This is a genomic window from Streptomyces sp. NPDC007917, assembly GCF_042959105.1.
Taxonomy (GTDB): Bacteria; Actinomycetota; Actinomycetes; order Streptomycetales; family Streptomycetaceae; genus Streptomyces.
The window spans coordinates 339821-366668 of the sequence record NZ_JBIBKK010000003.1; the positions used below are offsets into that span (position 1 = coordinate 339821).

Consider the following 26848-nt stretch of genomic DNA (forward strand, 5'->3'; position numbering starts at 1 on the left):
CGCCGCCCCGGGTCCGGCGCGCAGGACCCCGCCGGGCCGCCGTGCTCAGATGACGAGCGGCCGGTCCGCCGGGGTGACGGGGGCCGGGAGCGTCGTGGAGCCGGCGAGATAGCGGTCCACGGCCGCGGCGGCGGAGCGGCCCTCGGCGATGGCCCACACGATCAGCGACTGGCCACGGCCCGCGTCACCCGCCACGAAGACCCCTTCGCAGCCGGTGGCGAACCCCTCGTCCCGGGCGATGTTCCCCCGGGCGTCGAGCTCCAGGCCGAGCTGGTCGATCAGGCCGCTGTCCCGCTCCGGACCCGAGAAGCCCAGCGCCAGCAGGACCATGTCCGCCCGCAGCACCCGCCCGGGGCCCGGCTGGGGCCGCCCGTCGGCGTCGACCCCGACCAGCCGCAGCGCCCGGACACCGCCCGGCGCCCCCGCCGAGCCTCCCGGCCCTCCCGCGCCGGGGTCCGCCCCCTCGAAGCGGATCGTGGCGGCCGAGAACAGCCGCGCGTCCACCTCGGCGTCCGGGGACGTGCCCAGCTCCTGGGCCTCCTCATGGGCGGCGGACATCCGGTAGATCCTGGGGTGGACCGGCCAGGGCTGGTGCTCGGGCCGCTCGGTCCCGGGCCGGGCGTGGATGTCCAGCTGGGTGACCGAGGCCGCGCCCTGGCGCAGCACGGTGCCCAGGCAGTCCGCGCCGGTGTCCCCGCCGCCGACGATCACCACATGTCTGCCCTCGGCGGTGATCGGTGGCCGGGCGAAGTCGCCCTCCTGGACCCGGTTGGCCAGCGGCAGATACTCCATCGCCTGGTGTATTCCGGCCAACTCCCGCCCCGGCACCGACAGCTCCCGCCACGCCGTCGCCCCGACCGCGATGACCAGCGCGTCGTAACGGGCCCGCAGCTCGGCGGCGTCCAGGTCGGTGCCCACGCCCACGCCCGTACGGAACTTGGTGCCCTCCGCGCGCATCTGCGTCAGACGGCGGTCGAGGTGGCGCTTCTCCATCTTGAACTCGGGGATGCCGTAGCGCAGCAGGCCCCCCACCCGGTCGGCCCGCTCGTACACCGCCACCGTGTGTCCGGCGCGGGTCAGCTGCTGGGCCGCGGCCAGGCCCGCCGGGCCCGAGCCGATGACCGCGACGGTCTTCCCGGACAGCCGCTCCGGTGGCTTCGGGGTCACATAGCCGCTCTCCCACGCCCGGTCCGCGATGGCCCGCTCGACGTTCTCGATGGTCACCGCGGGCTGGTTGACGGCCAGCACACATCCGCTCTCGCAGGGCGCCGGACACAGACGGCCGGTGAACTCCGGGAAGTTGTTGGTCGCGTGCAGCCGCTCGCTCGCCCGCCGCCAGTCGCCGCGCGCCACCAGGTCGTTCCACTCGGGGATGAGGTTTCCCAGCGGACAGCTCTCATGGCAGAACGGGATGCCGCAGTCCATGCAGCGCCCGGCCTGCGCGCCGACGATCGGCAGCAGGCCACCGGGCACCTGGACCTCGTTCCAGTCCCGTATCCGCTCGGCCACCGGGCGGCGCGGCGGAAGCCGGCGAGGTGTGGAGAGAAAGCCTTTCGGGTCGGCCATGGCGGCATCCCTTACCCGTGTCTGTCCGTGTCCCGGACCGGCCGCGTGGTGGCGGGCGCACCGTGGCGACCACGCCTTTCCCCACTGTACGTCCGGGCGCAAGGGCGCCCGGCCCGCCACCTGCGGCCGCCGCGCAATCGGCGGACGAGCGATCGCCGCCCGGTGGTGTTCCCCGCACGCTGGAGAAGACGCGCAACAAGGCGGAACAAGCACGGAAGGGAGCGGCGTCATGGCCCGTGGATCGAGGGGAGCGGCCGGATCGGCTGGAGCGACGCCCTTGTGGGCCGGGGAGGCCAGCTGGTTCTGCTGCGGCAACTCCTGGGGCCCGTGCGCGAGCACGGGCGGCGGCGCCTGCGGCACCTGCCGGTCCGGCGAGCCGCAGGCCGCCTGGCCGCACGCCTCCCGGGAGTGCTGGGAGATCACCAGGCCGGACCTGTGCGGGGAGGACATACCCAGACGCGGCTGCGGCAGCGTACTGACCGTCCGCCACCAGTGTTCCCACGCGGCGGTCCGTGTGACGATCACCGACTGCGGCCCGCGCACCAAGAGCTTCTGCTCCGAGAAGACCTGCTGCGACGGGGTCTGCCGGACCAACCGCGTCATCGACCTCACGCCCGCGGCCTTCGCCGCCCTCGGCAGCCTCAGCTCCGGCACCCTGCCGGTGCTGATCGACGAGTGACGGGGGACCGGCCATGACCCCGCCCCGGCAGGCGCCCCGGCGCCTCGAAGACCTCGCGGACCCCGGCAGACGGCGGTTTCTGACCGGCGTGGCCCTGGGCGGTGCCACCATCGTCGGCGCGACCTCGCTGGGCGCCGTCGACGCCGACGCCGCCTTCGCCGCGCCCCTCGCGCCCCTGGATCCGGCCGTCGCCCGGAGCGCGTTCGTGGAGGGGCGTATCCAGCGGATCGACGGCAGCGTGCTGGACGTCGCCGGATCCCACGGCGACCGGGCGCGGGTGCGGCTGACCAACGCCACCAGCGTCTGGAAGGCGGGGGTCGCCACCGCCGAGGAGATCGAGGCCGGTGACGGCCTCTACGCCCGCGGTGTCCCCATGCCCGACGGCACCGTGGCCGCGGACGCGGTGTGGGTGAACATCGTCAACCTCTACGGCACCGTCCGCCGCATCGACCGGGACCGGCTCCACCTGACGCACGGAGCGCACCGGATCGTCGGCCATCTGCTCCCCGCCGCCACCAGTGCCTCGTACGCGCGCGCCGCCCCCACCTCCGATCTGTCCCGGCTGCGGGTGGGCGACGGTGCCCAGGTCCTCGGCGCGTGGCGGCCCGCGGACGGGGCCGTGGACATCGTCCGGGTCTCGGTCGGGCCCCCGCCGGGGAGAGTACGGTGACCGCCCCGCCGGCCGCGGTGGCCCCGCTGCTGACCGCCGCGCTGCTCGGCTGGACCGGCGCGGCCAAGCTGCTGCCCCGCCGCCGGGCCCGCCCGGCGCCGCCCGCCGCGCTCGTGCGGCTGGTGCGCGGTGCCCGCCGGGCCGCGCTCGCCCTCCGGCTGCTCGGCGCCCTCGAACTGCTGCTCGCCGTCGCGCTGCCGGCGCTGCCGGGGACCGTCGCCCCCGGGGTGGCGGCCGCCGTCCTCGGCGCGGGGTTCACCGGCTATCTGGCCTACGCCCGCCGGGCCGCCCCGGGCTCGCCCTGCGGCTGTACGGGGAGCGGCACGGCCCCCGTCACCTGGCGCGCCTTCGCCCGCGCCGCCGCCGTGGCGGCGGGCGGCGCGGTGACGGCCGTCGCGGCGACGGCGGGGGAGCCCTGGTGGGCCGCGGTGGCGCGGCGGCCGGTCGCCTCGCTGTGCCTGGGCGGTGGCGCCGCGGCAGGGCTCGTTGTGCTCTTCGCCGATGGCCGCGTGGGCTGGTGGTGGCGTGGCGTCCGGGCGCGTGGCCTGCGGCGGCGGGGTGCCGGGCCGCCGCTCGCCGGGCCGGTGGACGGCGGCGTGGTCCCGGTGGCCGCCACGGTCGAGCTGCTGGAGCGCTCGCTGGCCTGGCGGGCGGCCGCCCCGGTGGTGCGGTCGGCGCTGCTGGACCACTGGGACGACGGCGGCTGGCGCGTTCTGCAGTACTCCGGGGTGCACGGCGGAGGCCCGGGCGCCAGGCCGGTCTTCGTGCTCTTCGCCCTGGACGCCGGGGCCAGCCTGGACACGGTGGCCGAGCCCGCGGTCCGCGTCGGTGTCGTCGACGCGGACACCGGAGAGCCGGTGGCGGCCCCGACCCGGCCGCTCCAGGGTCCCGGCCGGAGCCCAGGGCCTGGCGGGAGCCGACGGGAGGGCGGGAGCCCACGGGAGGGCGCGGGCCCACAGGATGGCGCGCGCCCGGGACCTGGCTGAGGTTCAGGGCCCGGTCGACGCGGCGAGCAGCGCGGTGTCGTCGTCGACGTGCCCGGGGGTGCTGAGCAGGCCCGTGGAGCAGTCGATGATCCGCTGCGGGTCGAGCCGCGCCGACTCGGACAGCCCCGCACAGGTCGCCCGCAGGGCCGCCAGCCCCTCGTCGACGGAGAGCCTGCTGTTCTCCACCAGACCGTCGGTGAACAGCAGCAGCCCGGCGCCGGCCGGCAGCCGCGCCGCGTGGTTCTCGGGCGCCCCCTGCGTCAGCCCCAGCGGAGCGCCCGGCCGGGTCCGCAGGAAAGCGGTGGCCTCGCCCGCCACCACCAGCGGCGGAAGGTGTCCGCCGGACGCCCACCGCAGCCGCCGGGTCCGCGGCTCGTACACCGCGTACAGACACGTCGCGAAGTGTTCGACGTCCAGCGACCGCAGATACGCGTCCAGCTTGGCGAGGAGCGTGCCCGGGGAGGCGCGGTCGAGCGCGAAGCCGCGCAGGGCGGGCCGCAGCCGGCCCATCACGGTCGCGGCGTCCACGTCGTGTCCCATCACATCGCCGATCGCCAGCCCCATGGCCCCGCCGGGCAGCGCGATGACGTCGTACCAGTCGCCGCCGATCTCCGTACCGGTGGTGCTGGCCCGGTAGTACGACGCGGTGCGCAGACCGGGCACCTGGGGCAGGTGCCGGGGCAGCAGCGCCCGCTGCAGGGTCAGGGCCAGCCGGCGCTCGTTGCGGAACCGGGCGGCGTTGTCGTAGGCGAGGGCCAGCCTGCCGGCGAGGGATTCGAGATGGCTCCGGTCCTCCTCGCGGTACGCCCGCCCGCGCCTGGCGACGGCCAGCGCCCCCAGCGTCCGGCCGTGGGCGACCAGCGGCACGGACAGCACGGTGTCGGGCAGGGGCACCCCGGTGCCTCCGGTGCCCAGGCTCTCGCCGAGGGCGCGCTCCAACTCCGGCGGCCCGGCCGTCCGCTCGCCGGCGGCGAACACGGGCCGCTCCGCCCGCGGGTCGGTCAACCGGATCCGGATCGCGTCGGCGAAGGCCGGAATCAGCACCTCCTTCGCGGTCTCCAGCACCTGCGGCGGGTCGAGGCTGTCGGAGAACAGCATGCTCGCCTGGGCGAGGGCGGTGAGCGCGGCCGCGTGGCGGCGGCTGTCGGCGAGCACCTTCTCGCGCAGCCGCGACAGCTCCAGGTTGGCGCGCACCCGGGCGAGCAGCTGACGGGCGGAGAAGGGCTTGGCGAGGTAGTCGTCCGCGCCCGCCCGCAGGCCCTGCACCGTCGCCTCCTCCCCGGCCCTGGCGGTCAGCACGATGATCGGCAGGCGGGTGGTCCGAGGATCCGAGCGCAGCGCCCGGACGAGCGCGAAGCCGTCCAGCCGCGGCATCATCACATCGGTCAGCACCAGGTCGACCGGGTGCGACAGGGCGGTCTCCAGCGCCGCCCGGCCGTCCCCGGCCAGCAGCACATCGTGGTCCGGGGCCAGCAGCTCCTTGAGGTAGTCGCGCACATCGGCGTTGTCGTCGGCGACCAGCAGCAGCGGCCGGCGGGTGCCGTCGCCGTCCCGCGAGACCACCGCAGCCCGTTCGCCGGCGTCGGCGGCCGTCTCCGCGTCGCCCCGCAGCCAGTGCAGCGCCTCCCCCGCATAGGCGGTGGTGCGCTCGCGCCGGGCGGCTCCGTCATGGCCGCGGAGGCCGACACAGGAGCCGGCGGCCCCCGCCGCCAGATGGGCGGTGCCGAACGGCACCTCCACGGTGAACGTGCTGCCCTCGCCGGGCCTGCTGCTCACCGAGACGGTGCCCCCGTGCAGCTCGACCAGGTCCTTGACGAGCGCGAGGCCGATGCCACTGCCCTCGTGCGAGCGCGAGCGCGCCCCGCGCACCTGGTGAAAGCGGTCGAACAGATACGGCAGCTCCTCCGGGGGCACCCCGGTGCCGGTGTCCGCCACGGTCAGCCGCGCCCGGCCCCCGGCGGCTGCCAGCCGCACCGTGACCCCGCCGGCGAAGGTGAACTTCAGCGCGTTGCTGAGCAGATTGAGGACGATCTTCTCCCACATCTCCCGGTCCACATGCACCGGCTCGGGCAGCGGGGGACACTCCACCCGCAGGCTGAGCCCCGCCAGGTCGAAGGCGGAGCGGAACACCGCCGCCAGCTCGGCCGTGAGACGCGACAGATCCACCGGCTCGAAGGTGCCCTTCAGCCGCCCGGCCTCCGCCCGGGAGACGTCGAGCAGCGTGTTGACCAGCTTCAGCAGGCGCAGCGCGCTGCGCTCGGCGAGCTCGAGCTGTCTGCGCCGCTCGGGCCGGTCCTCCACCGAGAGGGCTTGTTGCACCGGCCCCAGCAGCAGGGTGAGCGGGGTGCGGAACTCATGGCTGACATTGGAGAAGAAGGTCGTCTTGGCCCGGTCCAGCTCGGCCAGCGCCTCCGCGCGCCGGCGGTGCTCCTGCTGGGTGTGCGCCGCCGCCAGCGCCGCGCTGACCCCCTGGGCGAGCACATCGTAGAAGTCCCGGTAGGGGGCGTTGACGGGCAGCTTGGGGTTGACACCCATGACGAGTACGCCCGCCACCTCGCCCGAGCGGATGAGCGGATGGGCCAGGGCCTTCTCCCCCGGCCACCCGAGCAGCGAACCCGGCAGCCAGGCCGGGGCGGCGCCCTCGACCACCGGGGCCAGCCGCGCCGCGAGCCCGCCCTCCGCGGCGGTTTCGTCCAGCCGGAGGTCCCCGGCCGGCCCGGTGGCGTCCGCCGCCTGGGCCGTGGCGGCGGCCAGCCGCAGCCTTCCGGGCCGCGACGCCAGATAGACCGCGGTGAACGGCACGTCCTCGCAGTGGGCGTCCAGCACCTCCGCGACCGTCCGGGCGACGTCCTGCGGGGTGAGCAGCCCGGCCGTCCTGGAGCCGAGGGCGGCCAGCAGCCGCAGCCGCCGCTCGCCGAGCACCCGGGCCGTGGTCTCGGTGACGAAGCTCAGCACACCGCCCACCGTGCCGTCCGGCAGCATGATCGGCTGGAAGGAGATGTTGTAGTAGGACTGCTCCAGGAAGCCGCGCCGGATGAGCGAGAAGCTCATGTCCGTGACCGTGGTCGGCTTGCGGCTGTCCGTCACGGAGCGGAAGAGCGGCCCCGTGGTCCCCTCCCAGTTCTCGGGGAACACCTCGCCGCACGGCCGGCCCAGCGCCCCCGGGTGTTTGCTGCCGATGAGGGCGGCGTAGCTCGCGTTGTAGAGCATCCGGAAATCAGGGCCCCAGAACACCGCCATCGGCTGTTCGGAGCCGAGGGTGATCCGCAGGGCCTCGGTCAGCCGGGCAGGCCATGTCTCCGTCCGCCCCAGGGGGGTCGCCGGCCAGTCGACGCCGCTCATCAGCCTGCCCAGCGGACCGCCCGTGGCGAACAGCTCCTCCGCCGCTGAGCGCTGTCTCTCGGGCCCGTTCATGGAGTCGGCTCTCCTCACCCACAGTGTGGCACAGCGGTGCCGCGGCGGATCGGAGACCCATATGGGGTAGCGTCACCCAAAACGAACTTTCCGAATCATTGGTACGGTGTGCCGAGTGCGCGGGCCCACACCGCGGGACGACGGATCACCGCGAGACGACGGACCGCCGCGCGGCGAACGGGCGCGGCGGGACCACGAATCCCTCTTCAGTCGGCTGCACCAGGCCTTCCACGCCTCCCCGGTGGGGCGCGGGTGGCGGCGTGGCAGCGAGTTCGAACTGCTCCACCGCGCCATGGGTTTCGCCGCGCTCGGCTTCCTCACCCTCGTACCGCTGCTCATCGTGGTCGCCGCGGCCGATCCGGTGAACCGGCAGGGCTTCGCCCAGTGGCTGGCCGAGGGGCTCGGGGTGTCCGACGGGTCGCGGGACGAGGTGAGGCGGCTGTTCGCCCCGCCGCGGCAGGCGTTGGAGACCACGACGGCCTTCGGTCTGGCGACGCTGTGCGTGTTCGGCCTCCGGTTCGGCGCGGCGGTGCAGACCGGCTACGAGAAGGTGTGGGAGCTGCCCCCGGGCCGCTGGCACACCGTCTGGCGCCATCTGGTGTGGCTCGCGGTGCTCATCGGCTACCTCCTGCTGTCCTCGCACCTCGGTCCCGGTCGGCGGCTGTGGACCGGGATCGTGGGAACGGTGGTGTTCTTCTGGTGGTCGCAGCGGGTGCTGCTCGGCGGGCGGATCGGCTGGGGCGCCCTGCTGCCCGGAGCGCTGGCGACCGGGGCCGGGCTGCTGGGCCTGCGGATCTTCTCCCGTCTGGTGTTCTCCCCACTGATCGCCTCGAGCGCCGTCTCCTACGGTCCGGTCGGCACGGTCCTGGTCGTCCAGTCCTGGCTGGTCGGCGTCGGCTACGTGGTCTTCGGCGGGGCGCTCCTCGGCAGGCTGCTGCACGAGGAGTGGGTGCTGATGTCGAACCGGCGCCGGCACGGGAAGGGCTGACGCCGGTCCGCTGACGCGACCGCGAACGGCGGGCTCGGGGGCGGCTCAGAAGCGGTGGGCTCAGAAGCGGTACGGCGTCAGATAGTCGGGCAGCAGGATCCGGGTCCCGGGCGCGGCCGCCCGCACCTGCGCCCGGAAGCCGTCCAGATCCATCGTCGGGTCCTGCACAGGGCCCTCCTCCAGCGGCTTCTCGAAGACGTCCCAGTGCACCGGGACGACGGTGCCCGGGTGTCCGAGGGCCGCCAGCAGCCGGGGCACATAGCGGTGTGTCGAGGTGCTGTTCGGCACCGCGACCATCGCCACATCGGGCCGCAGCCCCTCGGCGTCCCGCTCGCTGAAGTCGCTCGCCCCCATCAGGAACGCCGACGGACCGTCGCCGACCGTCACCTGGAACGCCAGGGTGTCCCCCTCCGGCAGATCGGAGATCGTCTCCGGCTCGGCGGCGGGCGGGGTGTTCAGCGTCCCCGGGGCGAAGTAGCCGTGGGCCTTGTTACGGCTGTGGCGGCCGGCGATCACCTCCACCACGTATCCGCCGAAGTCGAGCACCTCCCCGCCCTTGACCACGATCACCTTGTTCGCGTCGATCCCGTAGGCCCGCAGCAGGTGGTACGTGGTCTCGGTGCCCACGATCCGCGCGCCGGTGGAACGGGCGATGAACGGGACGTCGTTGAAGTGGTCCCAGTGGCTGTGGCTGACCAGGACCAGCTCCGGGCGGCCGATGTGCCGGGCGACCGCTTCCTCGTCGGTCTCCAGTTCGGTGCGCTGGTTGAAGGAGCCCGTGAACAGGCCGGTCTCGAAGCGGGTCAGATAGGGGTCGGACAGTACGGTCCGCCCGTCGAAGTCGATCCGCCAGCCGGTGGTCCCCAGCCAGCGGAACTCCGCCCCGGACGCCTTCACGGTCCGGCGCGGCGCGGCGGTTGCCCCCGAGGCCGCCGACAGCACCGGGACGGCCGCCCCCGCGGCGGCTCCCCGGAACAGCAGACGGCGGGCGAAGCGTGGTCTCTGCTCGTCGTTCATGGCCACAGCACAGCAGGGGACGACCGCCCCCGTCCAAGATCCAAACCTCTCTCGGTCGATATCCGAGTGGATATCACAGCAGGTCAGCGCCTCGTAGATGATCCACGGCCAGCCGAGCCGCCCGGCCGATCGCCGCGTCCACGGCCGGGTCCGCGGTGCCGGGATCGCGGGTCTCGGCGAAGACCGCGACCGCGTACCGGCCGCCGTCCGGGTAGTGGATCACGCCCGCCTCCATGTGCAGACCCGGCAGGGTCCCCGTCTTCGCGGCCACTCGTACGTCACCGGGGAACCCGGAGACCAGCCGGTGGCGGAACACCTGCCGGGACATCAGCTCGCGCACCTGCGCACACGCCTCCGGCGGCCCCGCCTCGTCCCGCCAGATCAGCCCCAGCAGCCGGGTGATGTCGCGGGCCGTGCTGCTGGTGGTCCGCCGCGGGTCGAGCACGCGCAGCCGCCGCACCCGCTCGGGGCTCAGAGTGGGGAAGACGGCGGCGAACTCGGCCTCGTCGCGGGCGCCCACGTCCTCCAGCATGGACTCCAGCTGCTCCCGCGGGCCGCCCACGACCACCGTGTGGTCCAGGCCGAGTTCGGCGGCCAGCAGCCGCACCGTGTCCAGCCCCACCCGGTGCAGCAGCGCGTCTGCCGCCGTGTTGTCGCTCACCGACAGGGCGAAGTACGCCAGGTCGCGCAGCGATGTCTCGACGTCGTCGAGGCATCCGGCGGTGCCCCACCCGCCGAGGCGGTCGGCCGCCGTCAGCAGCACCCGCTCCCGTGGGTCGAGCTGTCCGGCCGCCGACTGCCGTGCGAACTCCAGCACCAGCAGGATCTTGAACACGGACGCGATGACCACCGGCTCGTCCGCGCCGACGCCCACCCCCCGCCCGCCGGCCCCGTCTTCCCGCCCGCCAACCCCGTTTTCCCGCCCGCCGCCCACGCATGTCGCGTGCAGCCGCCCCCGCGCCCCCGCGGCCCCGAAGACCGCCGCCACCCGCTCCTCGATGGCACTGATTCCCTCACCCTCTCCGATCGCTGCCAATGCCACGGCCCCCTCGTGCGTCGCGTATGGTCGCCCGGTGGATCTCATACGCCACCTGCGGCTGTTCATTGTCGTCGCCGAGGAGCTGCACTTCAGCCGCGCCGCCGATCTGCTCGGCATGGCACAGCCCCCGCTGAGCCAGGCCGTCCGCAGGCTCGAGAGCGAGATGGGCGTGGAGCTGTTCGACCGGTCCCGCCGCCAGGTGCGGCTCACCGCCGCCGGTGCCCTGCTGCTCCAGGAGGCGCGCGAGCTGCTGGCCCGCGAGGAGCGGCTGCGCACGGTGATGCACCGCGCCCGCGCCGGGGAGCCGGCCACCCTGCGGGCCGGGGTGCCGCCCCAGACGCCCGCCCGCACCCTGCACGCGCTGCTGGCGGCCTGTGCCGAGCAGTGTCCCGGCCTGCGGATCGACCTGCAGGAAGTGGACACCGCCGAGCAGCTGCGGCAGCTGTCCTACGGGCGGCTCGACGTGGGCTGGGTGCAACACCCGGTTGACGTGACCGAACTGACACCCGGCCCCATGGTGGGGGTCGAGCTGGGCGTGGTGCTGGCCCGCACCTCCCCGCTCGCCCGGCTGCCGGAGGTCTCCCTGGCCGACCTCGCCGGCCATGATCTGGTCCTCTTCCCCCGGGCGGGCGCCCCCGGCTGGTACGACCGGACCCTCGAGCTGTGCCGGGCGGGCGGCTTCGCCCCGCCCGCCGTCCGCCACGCGCGCAACCCCGAGTTCCTGGTCGGCCTGGTCTCCGCCGGGTGCGGGGTGGCCTTCGACGACGGCCGGGTGGCCGGACGGGAACCGCGGGTGGTCTGGCGCCCGCTGACGGGGCGCCCGCTCGTCCAGGAGATGTCCGCCGTCTGGCCCACGGAGCAAACGCATCCGGAGGCCCGGCGGTTCGCACGCATCGCCGCCGAGGTCGTGGCCCGCGACGCGACGACGGCACGGCGGCTGCCCGCGCGCCCGGAGGAGGAACGGCACGGGCAGCGGCCGAGGCCGTGGTCGGTGGTGTTCGAGCCGGGCGCCGGGCCTGCGCCGGATCACCCGGACGGCCGGTCACCTGGATGGCCATGACCTGTCGCGGAGTCACGATCTTGATCAGATCCTCTCCTTATATGACACATGGGCATTGCCGGCCCTGTGCTTTGCAGAGGAGATAAGCGCCATGCACCATCTGAAGCGTGTCGGCCTCGGCGCGGTCACCGGGCTTGCCGCCCTTGTGGCCTGCGCCGTCCCGGCATCGGCCGTGGGGGACGACGGCATTGACCCGTCCCATCGGGAGACCGTGCTCAACCTGGTCACCGAGCCGACCGAGCAGAGCTTCCTGGACCTCGACGGCCTCGGGCCGAGCCAGGGGGACGAGCTCATCATCACCGGAAACGTGCTGCAGAACAGCCAGCCGGTGGGCACCTTCAGCGAGGTGTGCACGCTGACCCGGGTCGCGCCCGGCGACGTGAGCGACCTGCTGTGTCAGGGCACTCTTGTGCTGCCCCAGGGCCAGCTCACCTTCCAGGGGCGGTTCACGATCACGGCCGCCGGCCCCCCGGACGTCACGTTGGCCATCACGGGAGGCACGGGCGTCTACCGGACCGCACACGGCTACATCCAGGCCGTCAACCCGGGCGCCGCCCAGACGGAGATCGTCGTCCACATCATCCCCTGACCGGCAGGTCACGCTCGTACGGCGGACCCGGGGCGCGCGCCAGTGGCGCGGTCCGGGTCCGCCGCTGTCAGATCTCGCGGGCGCGAGCCAGCAACGAGCGTCCGATGAGGGCGCAGGCGACGGCCGCGAAGGCGAGCAGCGTCAGCATCCAGGGCCAGGCGGCGCCGAAACCGCTGAGCGCCCCGTCGCGGATGCAGCGGATTCCGTACGTCACCGGATTGGCCCAGGACAGCCAGCGCAGCACAGGGGCCATCTGCGGCGCGGGATAGAACGAGGGGCTGGCGAACAGGAGCGTGGGCGCGAGCACGTTGATGGTCACCGAGAAGCGCTGGAAGTCCTTGAACAAGGTGGCGAGCAGCAGATAGAGACCGTTGAAGGCCATCGACGCGACGGCGATCCCGCACAGGATCGCCGCCCAGTGGCTGGGCGGCCAGCGGAAGGTGAACACGAGGAGGGAGACTCCCAGCGCGGCCAGGGTCTGGGCGAGGACGAGCAGCGTGGAGACGATCAGCTTGCCCGCCACATAGCTGCCGCGCCGCAGGGGGTAGGACCAGAGCTCCACGTCCATCCGTCCCATGCGCTCCTGGAAGAGGGAGGCGCCCGCGGTGGTGGCCGCCGCGAGCATCGAGGAGAGCAGCAGGGCGGGGACGGCGAATTCCGGGTAGCCGACGAGACGGCCCTCGTACCGCACGTCCCCGATCAGACGGGACAGGGAGGTGGCGAAGAGGAGCAGGTACACGGCGCTCGGGGTGATGGCGAGCAGCAGGTTGGTGCGGTTGCGGGTGAGGAGCAGGTACTCGCGGTACATCGTCGCCGCGACGTCGCCGCGCAGCAGGGATGGTGACGTGGGCGCGGGCGCCGGCCCCGCGGACGGTTCCGGGGCGAGATCAGCCGTCATGTCCGGCTCCCACGAGCGTCAAGAAGGCGTCCTCCAGTGACGGCGTGCGGTACTCGACCGCCCCGATGCCAATCCCGAGCGCCTCCGCACGGGTCAGCAGCGCGGGGAGGCTGGCCCGCATGGACTGGCCCCTGACCTCGACCTCGCCCTCACCGGCCGTGACCCGCAGCGGTGGCCGTGCCCGGCCGAGCACGGCCAGCAACTCCCCGGTGTCCCGGGGGCGCTGCGGGCGCACCAACGCCACCTGGCCGCCGAACCGCTCGGCGAGTTCACGCGGGGCCGCGAACTCGACCAGCCTGCCGTGGTTGACCACCAGGACCCGCCGGCAGTTGCGCTCCACCTCCTCCACGTAGTGGCTGGTCCACAGCATGGTGGTGCCGTGCCGGCGGCGCAGTTCGTGCAGCAGCGACCACACCTGGCGGCGGCCCTCCACATCCAGCCCGGCGGAGGGCTCGTCGAGCAGCAGCAGCGGCGGATCGCCGAGCAGCGCCCGGATGACCTGCAGGCGCCTCCTCTCCCCTCCGGAGAGGGTGAAGGTGAGCTGGGCGGTCTTGCCGTCCAGACCGAAGGCGGTGAGCAGATCGTCCACCTGCCCTCGGATATCGCGCCAGCGCAGCCCCTTGTACCGGGCGGCGCTGCGCAGATTGTCCAGAGCGGGCAGCATCATGTCGAACGGCCCGCTCTGGTGGACGACACCGATACCGCGCTTGACCGCTCCCGTGGGGGCCGCGGGGTCGGCTCCGAACACCTCGACGGTGCCCCGGGTGGGCACCGTGGCCCCGCAGATCATCTTGATGAGCGTGGTCTTCCCGGCCCCGTTCGGACCCAGCAGCCCGATGACCTCGCCCGGCTCGATGGCGAACGACAGGCGGCTCACCGCGTCGTGTTCCATGCCGTCGTACCGTTTGACCAGCTCATGCGCACGGACCGCGGGCGTCATGCCGACGGGCCCGCCATGCCGGACGGGGCGACGTCGTCGGCCAGCAGGAGCCCCTGCCCCGCCAGCCTGTCCAGGAACTCACGCACATCCCGCATGACCACGGCCGCCTGTCCGGTGTCCTCGGCGGCGTACCGCTGCGCCATCCGGGACGCGATGGCGTCCACGTCGGCGGATTCTCCTTCGGACACGAGGATCCACAGCTCGGCCCCCGTACTGTTGAGGGTCTGGAACTCACCTGCACCGGCGTCATAGAGCCGCACTTCGCCGTCGTCGGCCATCCAGACGACATCGGGGGCGATCCGGTAGCGCATGGACGTGTCCCTTCAGTCGACGAGGGGGAGGAGACGGCGGCCCGAGGTCTTCCAGTCCTCGTACACCGGATGGACGGAGTCGTCCCGTACCAGGTGGGGCTGGAGCAACTGGTCCTGGTCAGCGGTGAGTTGGTGTCCGGACACTCCGGCGACCCGCCACCAGTTGGAGATCATGGAGTGGCGCAGCATCCGGCACAGATGGCGGCCGTTGCGGTGCACGTCCCCGCTCTCCGCCATGTGGTACGCCCGGCAGCCACCGCCGCAGGCCGCCCGGATGTAGCAGCGCCGGCAGTCCTTGAGGTTCTCGCCGCTGAACACGCTGTTGCCGCGCATATCGGCCAGCACGGGGGCCTCGAAGAGTTCGGCCAGCCGGTGCTCCCGTACGTTACCGGCCTTGTGCACCTGCTCGGTGACGAGTTTGCACGGATACACATCGCCCAGTGAGTTTATGTAGATCTCATTGCCGCCCATGCCGCAGTTTCCCCTGATGGTGCAGGGTTTGCTGGCCTTCGGTCCGTCGGGGAGAAGCTTCTCGGCCATCGGATTGGTCCAGAAGAATTCCTGGATCTTCTGGAAGTCCCGCCATCCAAAATCGTATCCGTCGGTCGCCGCGCGGCCGAGGTCCGAGTGGTACATGAGGCGCACCCGGCGCACCTTGAGGTCGTCCACGAAGGCGCAGACCTTCTCCAGGGCGTCCACGTTCTCCGGGGTCACCACATGGTTGATGACCGGGACGACGCCCGCCTCGTTGAGCAGCCCCAGGCCCTTGCCGGTCCGGGCGAAGGTGCCCTTGCCGCGGGTCCGCTCGTGGATTTCCGCCGTACCGCCGTCCACGCTCACGGTCACCGTGCCGAAGATCTCCGAGATCTGCCGCGCGATCTCCTCGTTGCGGATCATCGTGCCATTGGTGATCATGTTGACGGTCAGCCCGCGGTCGCGGGCGTGCGAGGCGACCGCGAACAGGTCCTTGCGCAGCATCGGCTCGCCGCCCGTGAAGATCATCTGCCGGACGCCCATGTCCGCCACCTGGTCGACGAGATCGAGCGATTCCTTGGTGGTCAGCTCCCCGGGCAGGCACTTCTCCGACGAGGCGTAGCAGTACGGGCAGCGCAGATTGCAGCCGTCGGTGATCGCGTAGTAGACGGTGGTGAGACTCGGCTCGGGTTGGCGCACCGCCGGGCGGTGCCCGGGCAGATAGACGATCCACTTGAGCACGAGCTTGGCCAGGACGCGCTCCACCCCGGCGGGCCCACCGTCGTACGGCGGGGGCTCCTGACCGCGGCTGAGCGCCTTCAGCACGGCGGATTCCGGATCGGTCAGCATGCACCAGGCCGCCAGTTCGGGGTTGGTGACCAACTGCCTTTCCGAGTCCCGGAAATAGACGAGATCTTCGGGCACAACCAGGTCGGACCACTGTTCCAGTAGCTTCATCCTGCACCTCCGATGAGCAGGCGGGGCGCCGGCCGCGCGCCGGGCCCCGCCTGCCGGCTGACGGGGACTGCCGACAGCCGTCGGTCAGATCTCGAGTCTCGGCTCGGACTCCGCGTTACCGGACCCGGCGCCGGCACCGCCCGAACAGTCGCAGGAGCACGGCTGGTCGATGTCGAACTCGACCGGAAGCATTTCCGGCTTCACCCAGGCAGGACTTTCCATGATTCGTCCTTTCTCACGATTGGCGCTTGCGGTCATCCGCTCTTACTCGGCCGAGCTCCCAAAGCATTGGTGTGGCCGGTCGTGAGTGTCAACCAGGAATAAGGGCGTCCGGATAGCCGGCGATCGATGAGCCCGGTCAGGCGGAAGTATTCACGCCATTTTTCTCCCGTCGATTTAATGGTTCCCGAGAGGCCCTTGTGCTCCGCGTGTCGATCATTTCTGCATTCCGTGGCGAGTGGCGGGAAGTAACTAAAGTGACTGGAGTGGCGCAGCCTGGCATGCTGGCCATGTGAACGGACCGGAGATCCACCTCAGCCTGGCCCCCGAACTGCGGATGTTCGCCGTCCCCGAGCGGCGCCGGGAGCGGACCGCCGTGGTCACCGACGGAGCGTCCACGCTGGGACACGTCGTCGAATCGCTCGGCGTTCCGCTCACCGAGGTCGGCGGGCTGGTCGTGGACGGCCGCGAGACTCCGGTGTCGCATGTGCCACGCGCGGGGGAGTTCGTGGAGGTGCGCGCGGTGGCGCGGCCGCAGCGGGTGCCCGGCGCGCCGCTGCGCTTCCTGCTCGATGTGCATCTGGGCACGCTCGCGCGGCGGCTGCGGCTGCTGGGTGTGGACGCGGCCTACGAGAGCGAGGACATCGGCGACCCCGCCTTGGCCGCGCTCTCCGCCGCCCAGCGGCGGGTGTTGCTCTCCCGGGACCGGGGGCTGCTGCGCCGCCGAGAGCTGTGGGCCGGGGCGTTCGTCTACAGCGACCGCCCCGACGACCAACTGCGCGATGTGCTCGGCCGCTTCACCCCGCCGCTCGCCCCCTGGACGCGGTGCACCGCGTGCAACGGCCGGCTCGAGGACGCCGACAAGGACGCCGTCCGTGAGCGGCTGGAAGGCGGCACGCGCCGCACCTACGACGTCTTCGCCCAGTGCACGGCCTGCGAGCGCGTGTACTGGCGCGGCGCGCACCACGCCCGGCTGGAGGCGATCGTCCGGCAGGCGATGGGGGAGTTCGGTACTCCTATTGGCGGCAGGGCCTAGCCTCCGCGTTTCGGTTGAGTCGGAAAAATGCATCCTGTGGAGCAGGAACGGAGTAAACGGCTCCATTCCCACCCATGGTGCAAATTGTGACTTGCGTCACAGCCTATCGGCAAAGGATCACAACCCTGTATCCCTGTGCGACGATGCCACAGTGTTGGCCGCGACGAAGTGACTAAGCGTTTTGGTCGGCCGTCATACGGGGAGGCAAGAGTGCCGACGGTGATTGTTATCGGATACAGACCCGATCTCGACCAGGCTCTGCGGCGCCGAGGCTTGGATCCCTTCTATATCGCACAGAAACCGGCGATCCCCCCGAAGGATCGGCGATTCAAGCGCGTCATCGATATCGAGGACGTCCAGGAAGTACTGCGAGCGGTGCTCTCCGCGCGCATCGATGACGTCGTAGGGGCGCTGAGCGTTCATGAAATGGGCGTATTCAGTGCAATCTATTTGCGGCAACAGCTGAATCTGCCCGGGAACACGGATTCAAAGACAGCTCTTTATTTCCGGGACAAGTACCTCCAGAAGAGCAAGCTGCCGCCTCACATCAGGCGGGCTCGCTGCCGGTACGCGTCACAGGACACGCCGTTCGCGGATCTCGCCGACGAGCTCGGGAGCGTCTTCGTGATCAAGCCGGCGACCGGAGCCGGCTCGCTCCGTACAAGCATCGTCCGTTCCCCGGAGGAGTATTCACGGGCCCTGGAGCCGTTCCCGGGCCACTCGGACGTCCAGATCGTCGCCGAGTCCTTCATAGACGCCCCGGAAGTCTATATCGACGGGGTCTGGGAGAACGGCGATCTCCGATGGTCGTCCATGAGCAACTACCACGTGTCACCGCTGCGGGCCGCACAAGGCGGCGTGATGGCCGCCTACCTGCTGGACAGGAGGCGGCATTCAACGCTTTTCGATGAGGCGGAGAAGCTCGCCAGTGAGGCACTCGCCGGCCTGAACGCACCTGATTGCGTATTCCATCTGGAGATCTTCACCACGGAGGAAGGGCTGACTTTTGGCGAGTGCGCCATCCGCATCCCTGGGGGGCTGACCCCCCAGATGAACCAGCTGACATTCGGCGTCGACCTCTTCGACGTCGAAATCAGCCTTGCGCTCGGGCAAGGGGCGGCTGGGGCCCTGAGCAGCAACAGGACGCCGGATCGCTTCCACGGATGCATTCTGCTGCGCCCTGCCAAGGGCGGCAATCTGACCCAAGCGGACTTCGAACGCAACTTCGTTTTCGACCAGATCGACTACGATTCATCGCCCGATGCGCCGATCGGGCCGTACGGCCTCGTGGGCAAGGCGATCGTATCCGACCCGGACGAGCTGAAACTGCAGAAAAAGATCGAGGAAATCGTGCGCTTCAACGAGACCGGGTCCACCTGATCCGCTGGACCGCCCGGACCGAGCCGTCGGCCCAGGACGCCCGGCGTCCCTGAGATCACCTCGCCGCGCCACTGTGTGCCGCAGGCGCCACGCCGCGCCCGGCCCCCTCCGCATTCACCCGTGACCCGCCCAGGATGCGTGCCATCCCCAGGGTCCCCATAACCATCCGCTCGCGATGGGTATTCAGAGCCAGGCCCGGTGTCCTGCTCGACGCGCCGCGCCCGAGCCTCTGTTCTCTCTTGTTTTCCGTGACTTCCGATCGGAGGACTTCCCCCATGCCGGATCGACTTCCTGCCTCGACGCTCCCGCGACTGCTCGAACGCGCCGCTTCCGACACCACTCGAGGCATCACCTTCTCCACCTTCGCCGGGGGTTCGTTCCTGTCGTACGCCGAGTTGCGGGACTGCGCGTGCCGGATCTCCCACGGGCTGCGCGGCCTGGGCACCGCCCCGGGCGACCGGGTGCTGATCGAGGCCAATGATCCGGAGAACTTCTTCCGTGCCTTCTGGGGGTGTGTGCTCGCCGGCGCCGTGCCGTGCCCCGTCGCACCGCCGGCCGACCCCTCCCGGTGGCGCGCGCAACTGGAGCATTTGCGCACGCTTCTGGGCGACCCGTTGATGGTCGTCTCCAAGGCGGCCCATGGAGACGTGCCCGATGTCGGGCTGCGGACGGTGACGGTCGAGGAGTTGAGCCATGCCCCGGCCGAGCACGATCAGCTCCACGCGCCCGCGCCGGACGATCTCGCCCTGCTGATGCTCACCTCCGGGTCCACCGGATCGAGCAAGGCCGTCAGGCTCACCCACGCCAATCTGCTGGCCGCTCAGGCCGGGAAGGCGGGGGCGCTGGAACTCGGGCCCGACGACACCTCGTTGAACTGGATCTCGGCCGACCACATCGCCGCGATCGAGGCACATCTGCTGCCGATGTTCAACGGAGCCGACCAGGTCATGACGGTCCCGGCCACGGTACTGGCGGACCCGGTGGAGTTCCTGAGGCTGCTCACGGCCCATCGGGTGCGGGTGACCTTCACCCCCAACTTCCTGTTCGGGCAGATCAACCAGGCCCTCGCCGGGCGGCGGCCCTCGCCGGGGGAGCTGGACCTGTCGCGGGTGCGGCACATCATCTCCGGCGGTGAGGCCACCGTGACCGCCACCGTACGGAACTTCCTGGACGCGCTCTCCCCCTACGGATTGCGCGAGGACGTGATCGTGCCCGCTTTCGGGATGACCGAGACCTGCGCGGGCTCCATCTTCAACCGCGACTTCGCCACCCAGGACCTCGAGACGGAGTTCCCTCCGCTGGGCCGCCCGGTGCGGGGTCTGCGGATCCGTATCACCGGCGGCGACGGCACGGTGCTCGCCTCCACCGACCGGCCCGCGTCGGCCGAGCCGGGTGAGGTGCAGCTGCACGGACCGATGGTCTCCGCCGGCTACTTCGGCAATGACGAGGCCACCGCGCAGGCCTTCACCCCCGACGGCTGGTTCCGCACCGGCGACCTGGGCTACCTCGACCCCGAGGGGCGGCTGATGCTGGTCGGCCGCACCAAGGACTCCATCATCGTCAGCGGAGTCAACTACTACAGCCACGACCTCGAAACGGTCCTGGACGAGCTGGACGGGGTGAAGCGCGGGCAGGTCGCGGCCTTCCCGATCCGGCCGGAGGGGGCCGATTCGGAACAGCTCGCCGTCGCGTTCGTCCCCGCGGGCGACCCCGCCGACGACACGGCTGTGTACCGGGCCATCGTGGCGATCCGCAGCTCCACCGTGATGCACTGGGGGTTCCGCCCGCAGCTGATCCTCCCCGTCGCCGAGGGCGAGATTCCCCGCGGCAACCTCAACAAGATCCAACGGTCGCGGCTGCGCGCGGCCGTCGAGGACGGGAGCCTGGACGCCGCGGCCCGCCGGTCGGACGAGGTGAGCACCCGGTTCCTGGGCGGCTATGTGGCGCCGGAGGGCGACGTCGAGATCGCGCTGGCCGGCATCTACGCCCGTGTCCTGAACACCGAGAAGGTGCCGGCGACCGCCAGCTTCTTCGACCTGGGCGGGACCTCGCTGGACGTGCTGCGGCTCAAGCTCGAGATCCAGGTCGAGTTCGGCATCGACGAACTGCCGATGTCGACGCTCCTGCAGGCCCCGACCGTACGCGCGCTGGCCGGCCGCCTGAGGGGCGGGCAGGGCGCCGATGCCGACGGGGACCTTGCCTACGATCCGCTGGTGCCGTTGCAGGTCACCGGGGACGGGACGCCCCTGTTCTGCGTCCACCCCGGCCTGGGGGAGGTGCTGGTGTTCATCAACCTCGCCAAGTACTTCACGGGCGAGCGGCCGTTCTACGCGCTGCGGGCCCGCGGGTTCGGGCAGGGGGAGACTCACTTCGGGTCGTTCGCCGACATGGTGTCCACCTATGTGGAGGCCATCCGGCGGGTGCAGCCCAGCGGCCCGTACGCCGTCGCGGGTTACTCCTACGGCGGGGCGGTGGCGTTCGAGATCGCCAAGCGGCTGGAAGCCGATGGCGACCGGGTCGACTTCGTGGGTGTCTTCAACCTGCCGCCGCACATCTCCGGCCGCATGAACGAGATCACCTTCACCGACGGCGCGATCAACCTGGCGCTGTTCCTCGAGCTGATCGACGCCGCCGACATCGAGGAGCTGACCGCCACACTCCGCCCACTCCCCGAGGCCGACCAGCTGGCCCATCTGATCGACCACGCACCGCCGCGCCGCCTGACCGAAGTCGACCTCACCCTCGAGCGGTTCGCCGCCTGGGTCGACCTGGCCCAGAGCATGGTGCACCTGGGCCGCGCCTACGAACCGTCCGGGTCGGTCGGGCAGGTCAAGGTCTTCTACTGCACTCCGCTGCGCGGCACCAAACAGGAGTGGCTGGACAACCAGCTGCGCCACTGGGACGAGTTCACTCGCGACGCCAACACCTATATCGAGGTCGACGGGGAGCACTACACCTTGATGAGCCCGCAGCATGTGCACACCTTCCAGGCGACCTTGCGACAGGAACTGGCCCGCGCGCTCGGCTGAGGACCGGCACAGGCAACCGCTCATACGACCAGGAGCCGCTGATCATGCAGGGCAAGAAGATTCTCATCACCGGGGGAACCGGACAGGTCGCGAGGCCCGTCGCCGAAGCGCTCGCCCCCGGCAACGAGGTGTGGTGTCTGGGCCGGTTCGGTGACGCGGACGCCCGCAAGGCCCTCGAGGAACGGGGCGCCCACACCGCCACGTGGGACATGGCCACCGACGATCTGGAGGGCCTGCCGGGCGACTTCACCCACGTACTGCACTCGGCGGTGCACCGGGGCGACGGCCATGACTTCGAGGAGACCACGCGCATCAACGCCGTCGGCACCGCACGGCTGATGACTCACTGCTCCGCGGCCGAGTCGTTCCTGTACGTCTCGTCCGGGGTGGTCTACAACCGGGCCGACCGGACACACCGGTACCGGGAGAGCGACCCCCTGGGCGGCGCGGCGCCGTGGCTGCCGACGTACCCCGTCGCCAAGATCACCGCCGAAGGGGTGGTGCGCGGCCTGGCGGAAGCGCTCGCGTTGCCGACGGTGATAGCCCGCCTCAACATCGCCTACGGCCCGTACGGCCACGGCGGCGTGCCCATGATCTTGTTCAGGGAGATGCGCGGGGGCCGGCCGTGCGCGGTGCCGCGCGAGGGGCAGAACTACTGCAATCTGCTGCACACCGATGACGTCGTCCGCCAGGTACCGCTGCTGTGGGATGCCGCGCAGCTGCCCGCGCGGGTGGTGAACTGGGGCGGTGACGAGGAGGTCGGCATCACCGACCTGCTGGAGTACATGTCCGAGCTCACCGGAGTGCCGGTGCGCCTTGACCGCGGCGACTACAGCCGGGAAACCGCGATCTTCGACCACCAAGTCCGCCGCGGCCTGATCGGCGACTGCTCCGTCGGATGGAAGAGCGGTATCGCCCGCACCCTGTCCGACTTGTTCGAGGAATACCGCGACCGCATCGACGCCCACGTCGCCGCGCATGGAGCCGAGACAGCCAAGTGACGAAGAGGAGTGGGGATTCGAGCATGCGCAGGTCCACAGATATCGACGCGCTCGAGCAGGTGCTGTGCGCCGCCCTCGGGTCCGGTGCGCCTGTGTGTTCCCTGGCCCGACTGGGCCAGGAGGCCCGCGCGTTCGCCGCCCTGGACCCCGCGGTGCTCCAGCGCCCCACCCTCGTCGGCGGCGGGGCCCTGTACCACCCGACCAGCCCCGCCCCCACCCCCCACGCCCTCGACGACCTGGTCCGCCGCGCGGCCGAGCTGGACGTGCCCCAGATCCTGGTGCCGGGCGTACGCCGCAGCGACGACACCGGAGCGCTGCGGGCAGCGGGGCTCGTTCCCATCGCCGCCGAGCCCGAGTGTGTCGTCCGGCTGCCCGCGGAGCCGACGGCGGGCGCTGTGGACGAGGCCCTGCGAGCCCGCGTCGGCTCCCGGCAACTCGGCGATCTGCGCCGCCGCGACCGCGCCGTCTCCCGCGAGGCCGGCTGGGAGCGGATCCGGCTGAGCGAGCTCGACGCGAGTCCTTGGGCGCGAGACGCCTTCGTCAGGCTCCACCAGCGCCGGGCCGAGCGCCACGGCCACGACAACCTGTACAACGCGGACGCCCTCGACGCCCTGGCACACGGAGCCTTGGCGGATCGCACCGAGATGCTGGTGCGCCGCGGACAGAACACCGTGGTCCAGGCCGGACTGATCACCACGTCCCGCAACGGCCGCGGGATCTACTACCTGACCCAGGCCATCGACCACGACGACCCCATCGCGCGGCGCAACCTCTTCGTCGCCTCCCTGTACCGGCTGTACCACCACGCCCGGCGCTCCGGCCTGGAGTGGGTCCACCTCGGCCGGGGGGACGCGGACCGCATGCGCCGCCTCGGAGCCGACCTGTTCGTCCCCCTCGACCACTGGCTGCGCGCTCCCGGCCTCGCACTCCCGGAGGAAGCGGTGGCGGACCAGGAGCTGTCGCGCTTCGCGGCTCCCCCCGTCACGGGGGTGCCGGTCCCGGGCCCGGCCCGCTTCCGCGAGGTGCCCCGGTTCGACACCATCGACCTGTCGAGCAACACCAATCCGTACCTGGGCGCCGCGGGCGAGTACCCCCATCTCGACACAACAGAGCTGGCCGACACCTATCTGACCACGATCGCGAAGCTGCCCGGCCACGCCGACGGCGGCGTCCATGCACTGAGCCCGAATCACCTGCTGTTCAGCAGCGGGTCGGTGGACGGCGTCATGCTGCTCCTCGCGGCGCTGGCCTCACCCGGCGAGCCCGTCTGCGTCACGCCACCCACCTTCCCGCTCTACGGCCACTTCGCCCACCTCCTGCGCCTGCCCGTCGTCGAAGTGCCGCTGTGCGGCGACGATCTGTCCCGGCTGGACACCGAGCGCATCCTGGCGGCCGAGCCACGGGTGACCATCCTGTGCGACCCCAACAACCCCGTCGGCACCAGGCTCGATCCGGAGCAGGTGCACGAGCTGGTGGACCGCAGCCGCGGACTGGTGGTGATCGACGAGGCCTACGTCGAGTTCAGCGAGAAGCCCTCGTACGCCGGGCTGGTCGGTCAGCGCGACAACCTCATCGTGCTCAGGACGCTCTCGAAGGCATGGGGACTCGCGAGCGCGCGCTGCGGGATCGCCCTGGCCCAGCCCGGCATCATCGAGGCACTGCGGCGGCTTCAGGTGCCCTTCGGCTTCACCAACGCCTCCCAGCACGCCGTACGGGACCGGCTGACCAACGCGCGACGGGTGCTCGCCGGTATCCGGCGCATCCGCGCCGAGCGCGACCGGATGGCCGCGGCGCTGGCCGACCACCCGGCGGTGGACCGGGTGTTCCCCTCGGAGACCAACTTCCTGTTCGTCCGACTGCACAAGCACGAGCGGGTGATGGAACAGCTTCAGAGCGCGGGGATTCTCGTCGCCGACACCGGGCGCGTGATCCCGGACACCTGCCGTATCACCATCGGCGATCGGCGCGCGAACACCGCCCTGCTCGAAGCATTCTCCTCCGCTCTATGAGCCCTGTCGTTCAGCCGAAAGGACCCGGTTCGTGGGTAGTGATTCTCGCTCCGATCTCCCTCTGGACAGCACTGTTGTCGCCGAAGGATATGCCCGCTGGAGCCCCCCGCTGAAGCAGGAATTCGTCGACAACGCCCATAACGGCTGGATCGGCCAGTCGCTGGTGAAGGAGACCGATTCCCTGCGCATCTGGGAGACCCACCTTCAACCGGGAGAGCGAGTGCCCGTCCACCGGCATGTACTGGACTACTTCTGGATAGCGCTCACCGACGGCCGGGCCCGTCAGCACTCAGGCGACGGGACCACTCATGAGATCACTTATGTCCGGGGGCAGTCCCTCCATTTTCCGTGCGCCGAAGGGCGATACCATCTTCATGATCTGAAGAATATCGGCGATGAAGTTCTGTCCTTCCTGACCATCGAGACAAAGGGCGGGCCGAACGCACCCATTGAGCTTCGAAAGTCCTGAGGTGCGGAGGCCCGCAGGGCGAATTCGCCCTGCGGGCCCACGGCTCAGCCTTCCTTCTTGGTGACCACGAACCGGTCGATCACCAGGTAGTCGATCTCGGTGGCGAGGAAGCACTCCAACGCGTCCCGCGGCGAGCAGACGATGGGCTCACCGGCCACGTTGAACGAGGTGTTGAGGAGACAGGGCACCTCCGTACGCGCCGTGAAGGCGCGCAACAGCCGTGCGAGCGCGGGGTTCTGCCGCTCGTCGACCGTCTGGACCCGCGCCGTGCCGTCCACATGACAGGCCCCGGGGATCCGCTCCCGGTACTCCTTCCGCACCGGGAAGACGAAGGTCATATAGGGGGACGAGGCCTTCTTGCCCATCTCGAAGACGCGCGGAGCCTCGGATTCGAGGACGACCGGCGCGAACGGGCGGAAGGGCTCCCGGTGTTTCACCCGGAGATTGATGATGTCCTTGATGTCGGGGAAGGCCGGGTTGGCAAGGATGCTGCGGTTGCCCAGCGCGCGCGGGCCGAACTCGGCGCGGCCCTGGAACCAGCCCACGACGCATCTCCCGGCCAGCAGCTCCGCCGTCCTGTCGGCGACGGCGGCGGCGTCGGGCTCCTCCTGCCACTCGACCCGGTCCGCGTACTCGGCCAGCGCGTCCAGGACCTGCCGCTCGTCGTACGAGGGCCCCAGATAGGCGGTGGTGACCGCGTCGGCGGGCCGGTTCCTGAGACCGGCGGTGTACACGGCCGCGCCGATGGCCACACCCGGGTCGCTGGCCCCGAAGCTGACCTCCATGCCGGTGAACGACGACCTCTCCAGCATCTTTGTGTTGGCCACACAGTTGAGCGCCAGGCCGCCCTCGAAGAGCAGGGTGTCCAGGTCGGAGGACGCGGTCAGCGACCGCAGCTGATGGGCGGTGATGGCCTCGACCATGTGCTGAGCCAGCCCGGCGACCTTGACCCGGAACTCGAACTGCTCGCGCTTTTCGCTGTCGCCGCCGAACAGGCTGTCGAACAGGGCGTAATAAGCCCCGGTCTCGCGGGGGATGGAGATGGTGTACGAGCCGTCCTCGTGCAGCCGCACCACGCGTTCGAGCAGGGGGTTGTGCTGCGGCGGCGGACCGTACGCGGCCAGGCCCATCACCTTGTACTCGTCGTTGTTGGGCACGAACCCCAGGTAGCGGGTGATCCGCCCGTAGGCCACCCCGAGCGAGCTGGTCATGGGGACGGTGCCCTCCTCGAACAGGCGGACCACGCCGTTGCGCAGCTCGCCCATGACGGAGGACAGGGTCTCCGCCCGGCCGTCGCTCACCAGGAAGGCGGCGTCGCCCCCGCCGGCCAGGTAGGCGCCGCACATGAGATGGGCCAGATGGTGGGGCACCAGGGCGAGCTTGTTGGGATCCAGCTCATACCCGGTGCGCTCGACGAAGTCGCTGTACACCGCCTCGCGGCTGAACATGCCGGTGTAGACCTCACCGGCGCTGCGCAGGGCGTCGAACTTGGCCGTGACCGGCAGGTCGGAGTCACATATCTGGGAAATCATCTCCTCGGCCACGGCGGGCGAAAAGCGCCAGGGGAAAGCGAAAACGTCCACCTGGTCGAGGTCGATGCCGGCGGAGTCCAGGCACCACCTGATTGCTCGGGCCGGGAAATCGGAGGTCTTCTTGACCCGGCTCAGCCGCTCCTCCTCGACTGCCGCGACCAACTCGCCGTCGATGACCAGAGCCGCCGCGGCGTCATGGCCCACCAAAAGATTACGGCCGACACCGGTCGCCCCGTAGAGGCGTCCGAAAAGCTCCGCGCCTCTGCTGAATCCGTTGTAACCGAGCACGATCACTGGCTCTCAGCCTCCCAAACACGACAGCAGCCACAGCGACAACAGGCTACTCGGGCCGCATACATGAGGGGTAGTCATAATTCCTCGGCGATGGTGGTTTGATTTCCCGTGCCGCGGTAATCCCGGGGGAAATTCGCACCGAATGTCGTACCGCTCAATATCCGGCACACGGGGAGGATTTCCCGGGCCGGCGGCCGTCGCCGCCGAGGCCGGGTCCTGCGGGCCCGATCCGTCAGCCGGGGCGCGGGTCCTGGGGCCGGTCCGCGGGTCGGCCCGGCCCAGCGGCTGAAT

The 26848-nt window shown here is 71.1% G+C and carries 22 protein-coding genes; 12 read left to right on the plus strand and 10 right to left on the minus strand.

The genetic code is table 11. The features are described 5' to 3' along the window. Positions 1 to 45: 45 nt before the first annotated feature. Complete coding sequence (locus tag ACFZDL_RS07435) at positions 46 to 1566, minus strand: glutamate synthase subunit beta (protein ID WP_353596119.1); 1521 nt, start codon at positions 1564 to 1566, stop codon at positions 46 to 48. 229 nt (positions 1567 to 1795) lie between these two features. Here ACFZDL_RS07435 and ACFZDL_RS07440 point away from each other — a divergent pair, with 229 nt between their 5' ends. From ACFZDL_RS07440 to ACFZDL_RS07450, 3 genes are read left to right on the plus strand one after another with little or no spacing between them, the layout of a single operon-like run. Further along, the gene (locus tag ACFZDL_RS07440; RefSeq protein ID WP_353596118.1) at positions 1796 to 2245 is read left to right on the plus strand and encodes an RlpA-like double-psi beta-barrel domain-containing protein; all 450 of its coding nucleotides are present in this window, start codon (positions 1796 to 1798) and stop codon (positions 2243 to 2245) included. A gap of 13 nt (positions 2246 to 2258) precedes the next feature. Further along, on the plus strand, positions 2259 to 2915 hold the full coding sequence (locus ACFZDL_RS07445; RefSeq protein ID WP_353596117.1) for a cell wall protein: 657 nt from the start codon (positions 2259 to 2261) through the stop codon (positions 2913 to 2915). Beyond that, positions 2912 to 3901 carry a MauE/DoxX family redox-associated membrane protein gene (locus tag ACFZDL_RS07450; RefSeq protein ID WP_353596116.1) on the plus strand — a complete coding sequence of 330 codons (990 nt, stop codon included), beginning with the start codon at positions 2912 to 2914 and terminating at the stop codon, positions 3899 to 3901. Before ACFZDL_RS07445 ends, ACFZDL_RS07450 begins: the two co-directional genes overlap by 4 nt. Positions 3902 to 3904: 3 nt before the next feature. On the opposite strand, the gene ACFZDL_RS07455 is transcribed toward ACFZDL_RS07450, so the two are convergent. After that, entirely contained in the window at positions 3905 to 7315 is a 3411-nt protein-coding gene (locus tag ACFZDL_RS07455; RefSeq protein WP_353596115.1) for a SpoIIE family protein phosphatase, read from the minus strand. A gap of 241 nt (positions 7316 to 7556) precedes the next feature. Here ACFZDL_RS07455 and ACFZDL_RS07460 point away from each other — a divergent pair, with 241 nt between their 5' ends. Continuing rightward, on the plus strand, positions 7557 to 8303 hold the full coding sequence (locus ACFZDL_RS07460) for a ribonuclease BN (protein ID WP_391190714.1): 747 nt from the start codon (positions 7557 to 7559) through the stop codon (positions 8301 to 8303). Between the two features lie 60 nt (positions 8304 to 8363). Here ACFZDL_RS07460 and ACFZDL_RS07465 read toward each other — a convergent pair whose 3' ends face one another. Together ACFZDL_RS07465 and ACFZDL_RS07470 are read right to left on the minus strand one after the other, a co-directional pair. After that, positions 8364 to 9320, minus strand: coding sequence for an MBL fold metallo-hydrolase (locus ACFZDL_RS07465; RefSeq protein WP_353596114.1), 957 nt, complete (start codon positions 9318 to 9320; stop codon positions 8364 to 8366). A gap of 73 nt (positions 9321 to 9393) precedes the next feature. After that, positions 9394 to 10356, minus strand: coding sequence for a serine hydrolase (locus ACFZDL_RS07470; protein ID WP_353596113.1), 963 nt, complete (start codon positions 10354 to 10356; stop codon positions 9394 to 9396). 37 nt (positions 10357 to 10393) lie between these two features. On the opposite strand from ACFZDL_RS07470, the gene ACFZDL_RS07475 reads away from it, so the two are divergent. Next, positions 10394 to 11419, plus strand: a complete 1026-nt coding sequence (locus tag ACFZDL_RS07475) for a LysR family transcriptional regulator (protein ID WP_353596112.1) — start codon at positions 10394 to 10396, stop codon at positions 11417 to 11419. Positions 11420 to 11510: 91 nt separating this feature from the next. Further along, positions 11511 to 12008: a hypothetical protein gene (locus ACFZDL_RS07480; RefSeq protein ID WP_353596111.1), complete on the plus strand. Its 498-nt coding sequence runs from the start codon at positions 11511 to 11513 to the stop codon at positions 12006 to 12008. Positions 12009 to 12075: 67 nt separating this feature from the next. On the opposite strand, the gene ACFZDL_RS07485 is transcribed toward ACFZDL_RS07480, so the two are convergent. The 5 genes from ACFZDL_RS07485 to stsA all read right to left on the minus strand — a co-directional run bounded on the left by ACFZDL_RS07485 (position 12076) and on the right by stsA (position 15846). Beyond that, on the minus strand, positions 12076 to 12906 hold the full coding sequence (locus ACFZDL_RS07485; RefSeq protein WP_353596110.1) for an ABC transporter permease: 831 nt from the start codon (positions 12904 to 12906) through the stop codon (positions 12076 to 12078). Beyond that, positions 12896 to 13846 (minus strand): ABC transporter ATP-binding protein, encoded by a 951-nt coding sequence (locus tag ACFZDL_RS07490; protein ID WP_353596109.1) that lies wholly within the window; start codon positions 13844 to 13846, stop codon positions 12896 to 12898. The genes ACFZDL_RS07485 and ACFZDL_RS07490 overlap by 11 nt, the downstream gene beginning before the upstream one ends. Next, positions 13843 to 14157: a PqqD family protein gene (locus ACFZDL_RS07495; RefSeq protein WP_353596108.1), complete on the minus strand. Its 315-nt coding sequence runs from the start codon at positions 14155 to 14157 to the stop codon at positions 13843 to 13845. The genes ACFZDL_RS07490 and ACFZDL_RS07495 overlap by 4 nt, the downstream gene beginning before the upstream one ends. Positions 14158 to 14169: 12 nt before the next feature. Further along, the gene (gene stsB / locus ACFZDL_RS07500; protein WP_353596107.1) at positions 14170 to 15588 is read right to left on the minus strand and encodes a StsB family radical SAM/SPASM domain sactipeptide maturase; all 1419 of its coding nucleotides are present in this window, start codon (positions 15586 to 15588) and stop codon (positions 14170 to 14172) included. Between the two features lie 84 nt (positions 15589 to 15672). Continuing rightward, complete coding sequence (stsA, locus tag ACFZDL_RS07505; RefSeq protein WP_391190623.1) at positions 15673 to 15846, minus strand: StsA family sactipeptide RiPP; 174 nt, start codon at positions 15844 to 15846, stop codon at positions 15673 to 15675. A gap of 253 nt (positions 15847 to 16099) precedes the next feature. Here stsA and ACFZDL_RS07510 point away from each other — a divergent pair, with 253 nt between their 5' ends. The 6 genes from ACFZDL_RS07510 (at position 16100) to ACFZDL_RS07535 (ending at position 24731) form a co-directional block, all read left to right on the plus strand. After that, a complete protein-coding gene (locus ACFZDL_RS07510; RefSeq protein ID WP_353596105.1) occupies positions 16100 to 16843 on the plus strand; it encodes a Mut7-C RNAse domain-containing protein in 744 nt (247 codons plus the stop codon). Positions 16844 to 17053: 210 nt separating this feature from the next. Continuing rightward, positions 17054 to 18223 (plus strand): ATP-grasp domain-containing protein, encoded by a 1170-nt coding sequence (locus ACFZDL_RS07515; protein WP_353596104.1) that lies wholly within the window; start codon positions 17054 to 17056, stop codon positions 18221 to 18223. 275 nt (positions 18224 to 18498) lie between these two features. Further along, positions 18499 to 21252 (plus strand): non-ribosomal peptide synthetase, encoded by a 2754-nt coding sequence (locus tag ACFZDL_RS07520; protein ID WP_353596103.1) that lies wholly within the window; start codon positions 18499 to 18501, stop codon positions 21250 to 21252. Positions 21253 to 21296: 44 nt separating this feature from the next. Continuing rightward, entirely contained in the window at positions 21297 to 22253 is a 957-nt protein-coding gene (locus ACFZDL_RS07525) for an NAD(P)-dependent oxidoreductase (RefSeq protein ID WP_353596102.1), read from the plus strand. A gap of 23 nt (positions 22254 to 22276) precedes the next feature. Beyond that, positions 22277 to 24262, plus strand: a complete 1986-nt coding sequence (locus tag ACFZDL_RS07530; RefSeq protein ID WP_353596101.1) for an aminotransferase class I/II-fold pyridoxal phosphate-dependent enzyme — start codon at positions 22277 to 22279, stop codon at positions 24260 to 24262. Between the two features lie 31 nt (positions 24263 to 24293). After that, complete coding sequence (locus tag ACFZDL_RS07535; protein WP_353596100.1) at positions 24294 to 24731, plus strand: hypothetical protein; 438 nt, start codon at positions 24294 to 24296, stop codon at positions 24729 to 24731. Between the two features lie 44 nt (positions 24732 to 24775). On the opposite strand, the gene ACFZDL_RS07540 is transcribed toward ACFZDL_RS07535, so the two are convergent. Then, on the minus strand, positions 24776 to 26557 hold the full coding sequence (locus tag ACFZDL_RS07540) for a carbamoyltransferase C-terminal domain-containing protein (protein ID WP_353596099.1): 1782 nt from the start codon (positions 26555 to 26557) through the stop codon (positions 24776 to 24778). Positions 26558 to 26848: the final 291 nt, after the last annotated feature.

Excerpts from the sequence above, each read along its gene's own strand:
- ACFZDL_RS07465 (WP_353596114.1), bottom strand. The coding sequence starts at position 9,320 with ATGAACGACGAGCAGAGACCACGCTTCGCCCGCCGTCTGCTGTTCCGG.
- ACFZDL_RS07480 (WP_353596111.1), top strand. The coding sequence starts at position 11,511 with ATGCACCATCTGAAGCGTGTCGGCCTCGGCGCGGTCACCGGGCTTGCC.
- ACFZDL_RS07495 (WP_353596108.1), bottom strand. The coding sequence starts at position 14,157 with ATGCGCTACCGGATCGCCCCCGATGTCGTCTGGATGGCCGACGACGGC.
- ACFZDL_RS07485 (WP_353596110.1), bottom strand. The coding sequence starts at position 12,906 with ATGACGGCTGATCTCGCCCCGGAACCGTCCGCGGGGCCGGCGCCCGCG.
- ACFZDL_RS07520 (WP_353596103.1), top strand. The coding sequence starts at position 18,499 with ATGCCGGATCGACTTCCTGCCTCGACGCTCCCGCGACTGCTCGAACGC.
- ACFZDL_RS07440 (WP_353596118.1), top strand. The coding sequence starts at position 1,796 with ATGGCCCGTGGATCGAGGGGAGCGGCCGGATCGGCTGGAGCGACGCCC.
- ACFZDL_RS07525 (WP_353596102.1), top strand. The coding sequence starts at position 21,297 with ATGCAGGGCAAGAAGATTCTCATCACCGGGGGAACCGGACAGGTCGCG.
- ACFZDL_RS07455 (WP_353596115.1), bottom strand. The coding sequence starts at position 7,315 with ATGAACGGGCCCGAGAGACAGCGCTCAGCGGCGGAGGAGCTGTTCGCC.
- ACFZDL_RS07445 (WP_353596117.1), top strand. The coding sequence starts at position 2,259 with ATGACCCCGCCCCGGCAGGCGCCCCGGCGCCTCGAAGACCTCGCGGAC.
- stsB (WP_353596107.1), bottom strand. The coding sequence starts at position 15,588 with ATGAAGCTACTGGAACAGTGGTCCGACCTGGTTGTGCCCGAAGATCTC.
- ACFZDL_RS07530 (WP_353596101.1), top strand. The coding sequence starts at position 22,277 with ATGCGCAGGTCCACAGATATCGACGCGCTCGAGCAGGTGCTGTGCGCC.
- ACFZDL_RS07490 (WP_353596109.1), bottom strand. The coding sequence starts at position 13,846 with ATGACGCCCGCGGTCCGTGCGCATGAGCTGGTCAAACGGTACGACGGC.
- ACFZDL_RS07435 (WP_353596119.1), bottom strand. The coding sequence starts at position 1,566 with ATGGCCGACCCGAAAGGCTTTCTCTCCACACCTCGCCGGCTTCCGCCG.
- stsA (WP_391190623.1), bottom strand. The coding sequence starts at position 15,846 with ATGACCGCAAGCGCCAATCGTGAGAAAGGACGAATCATGGAAAGTCCT.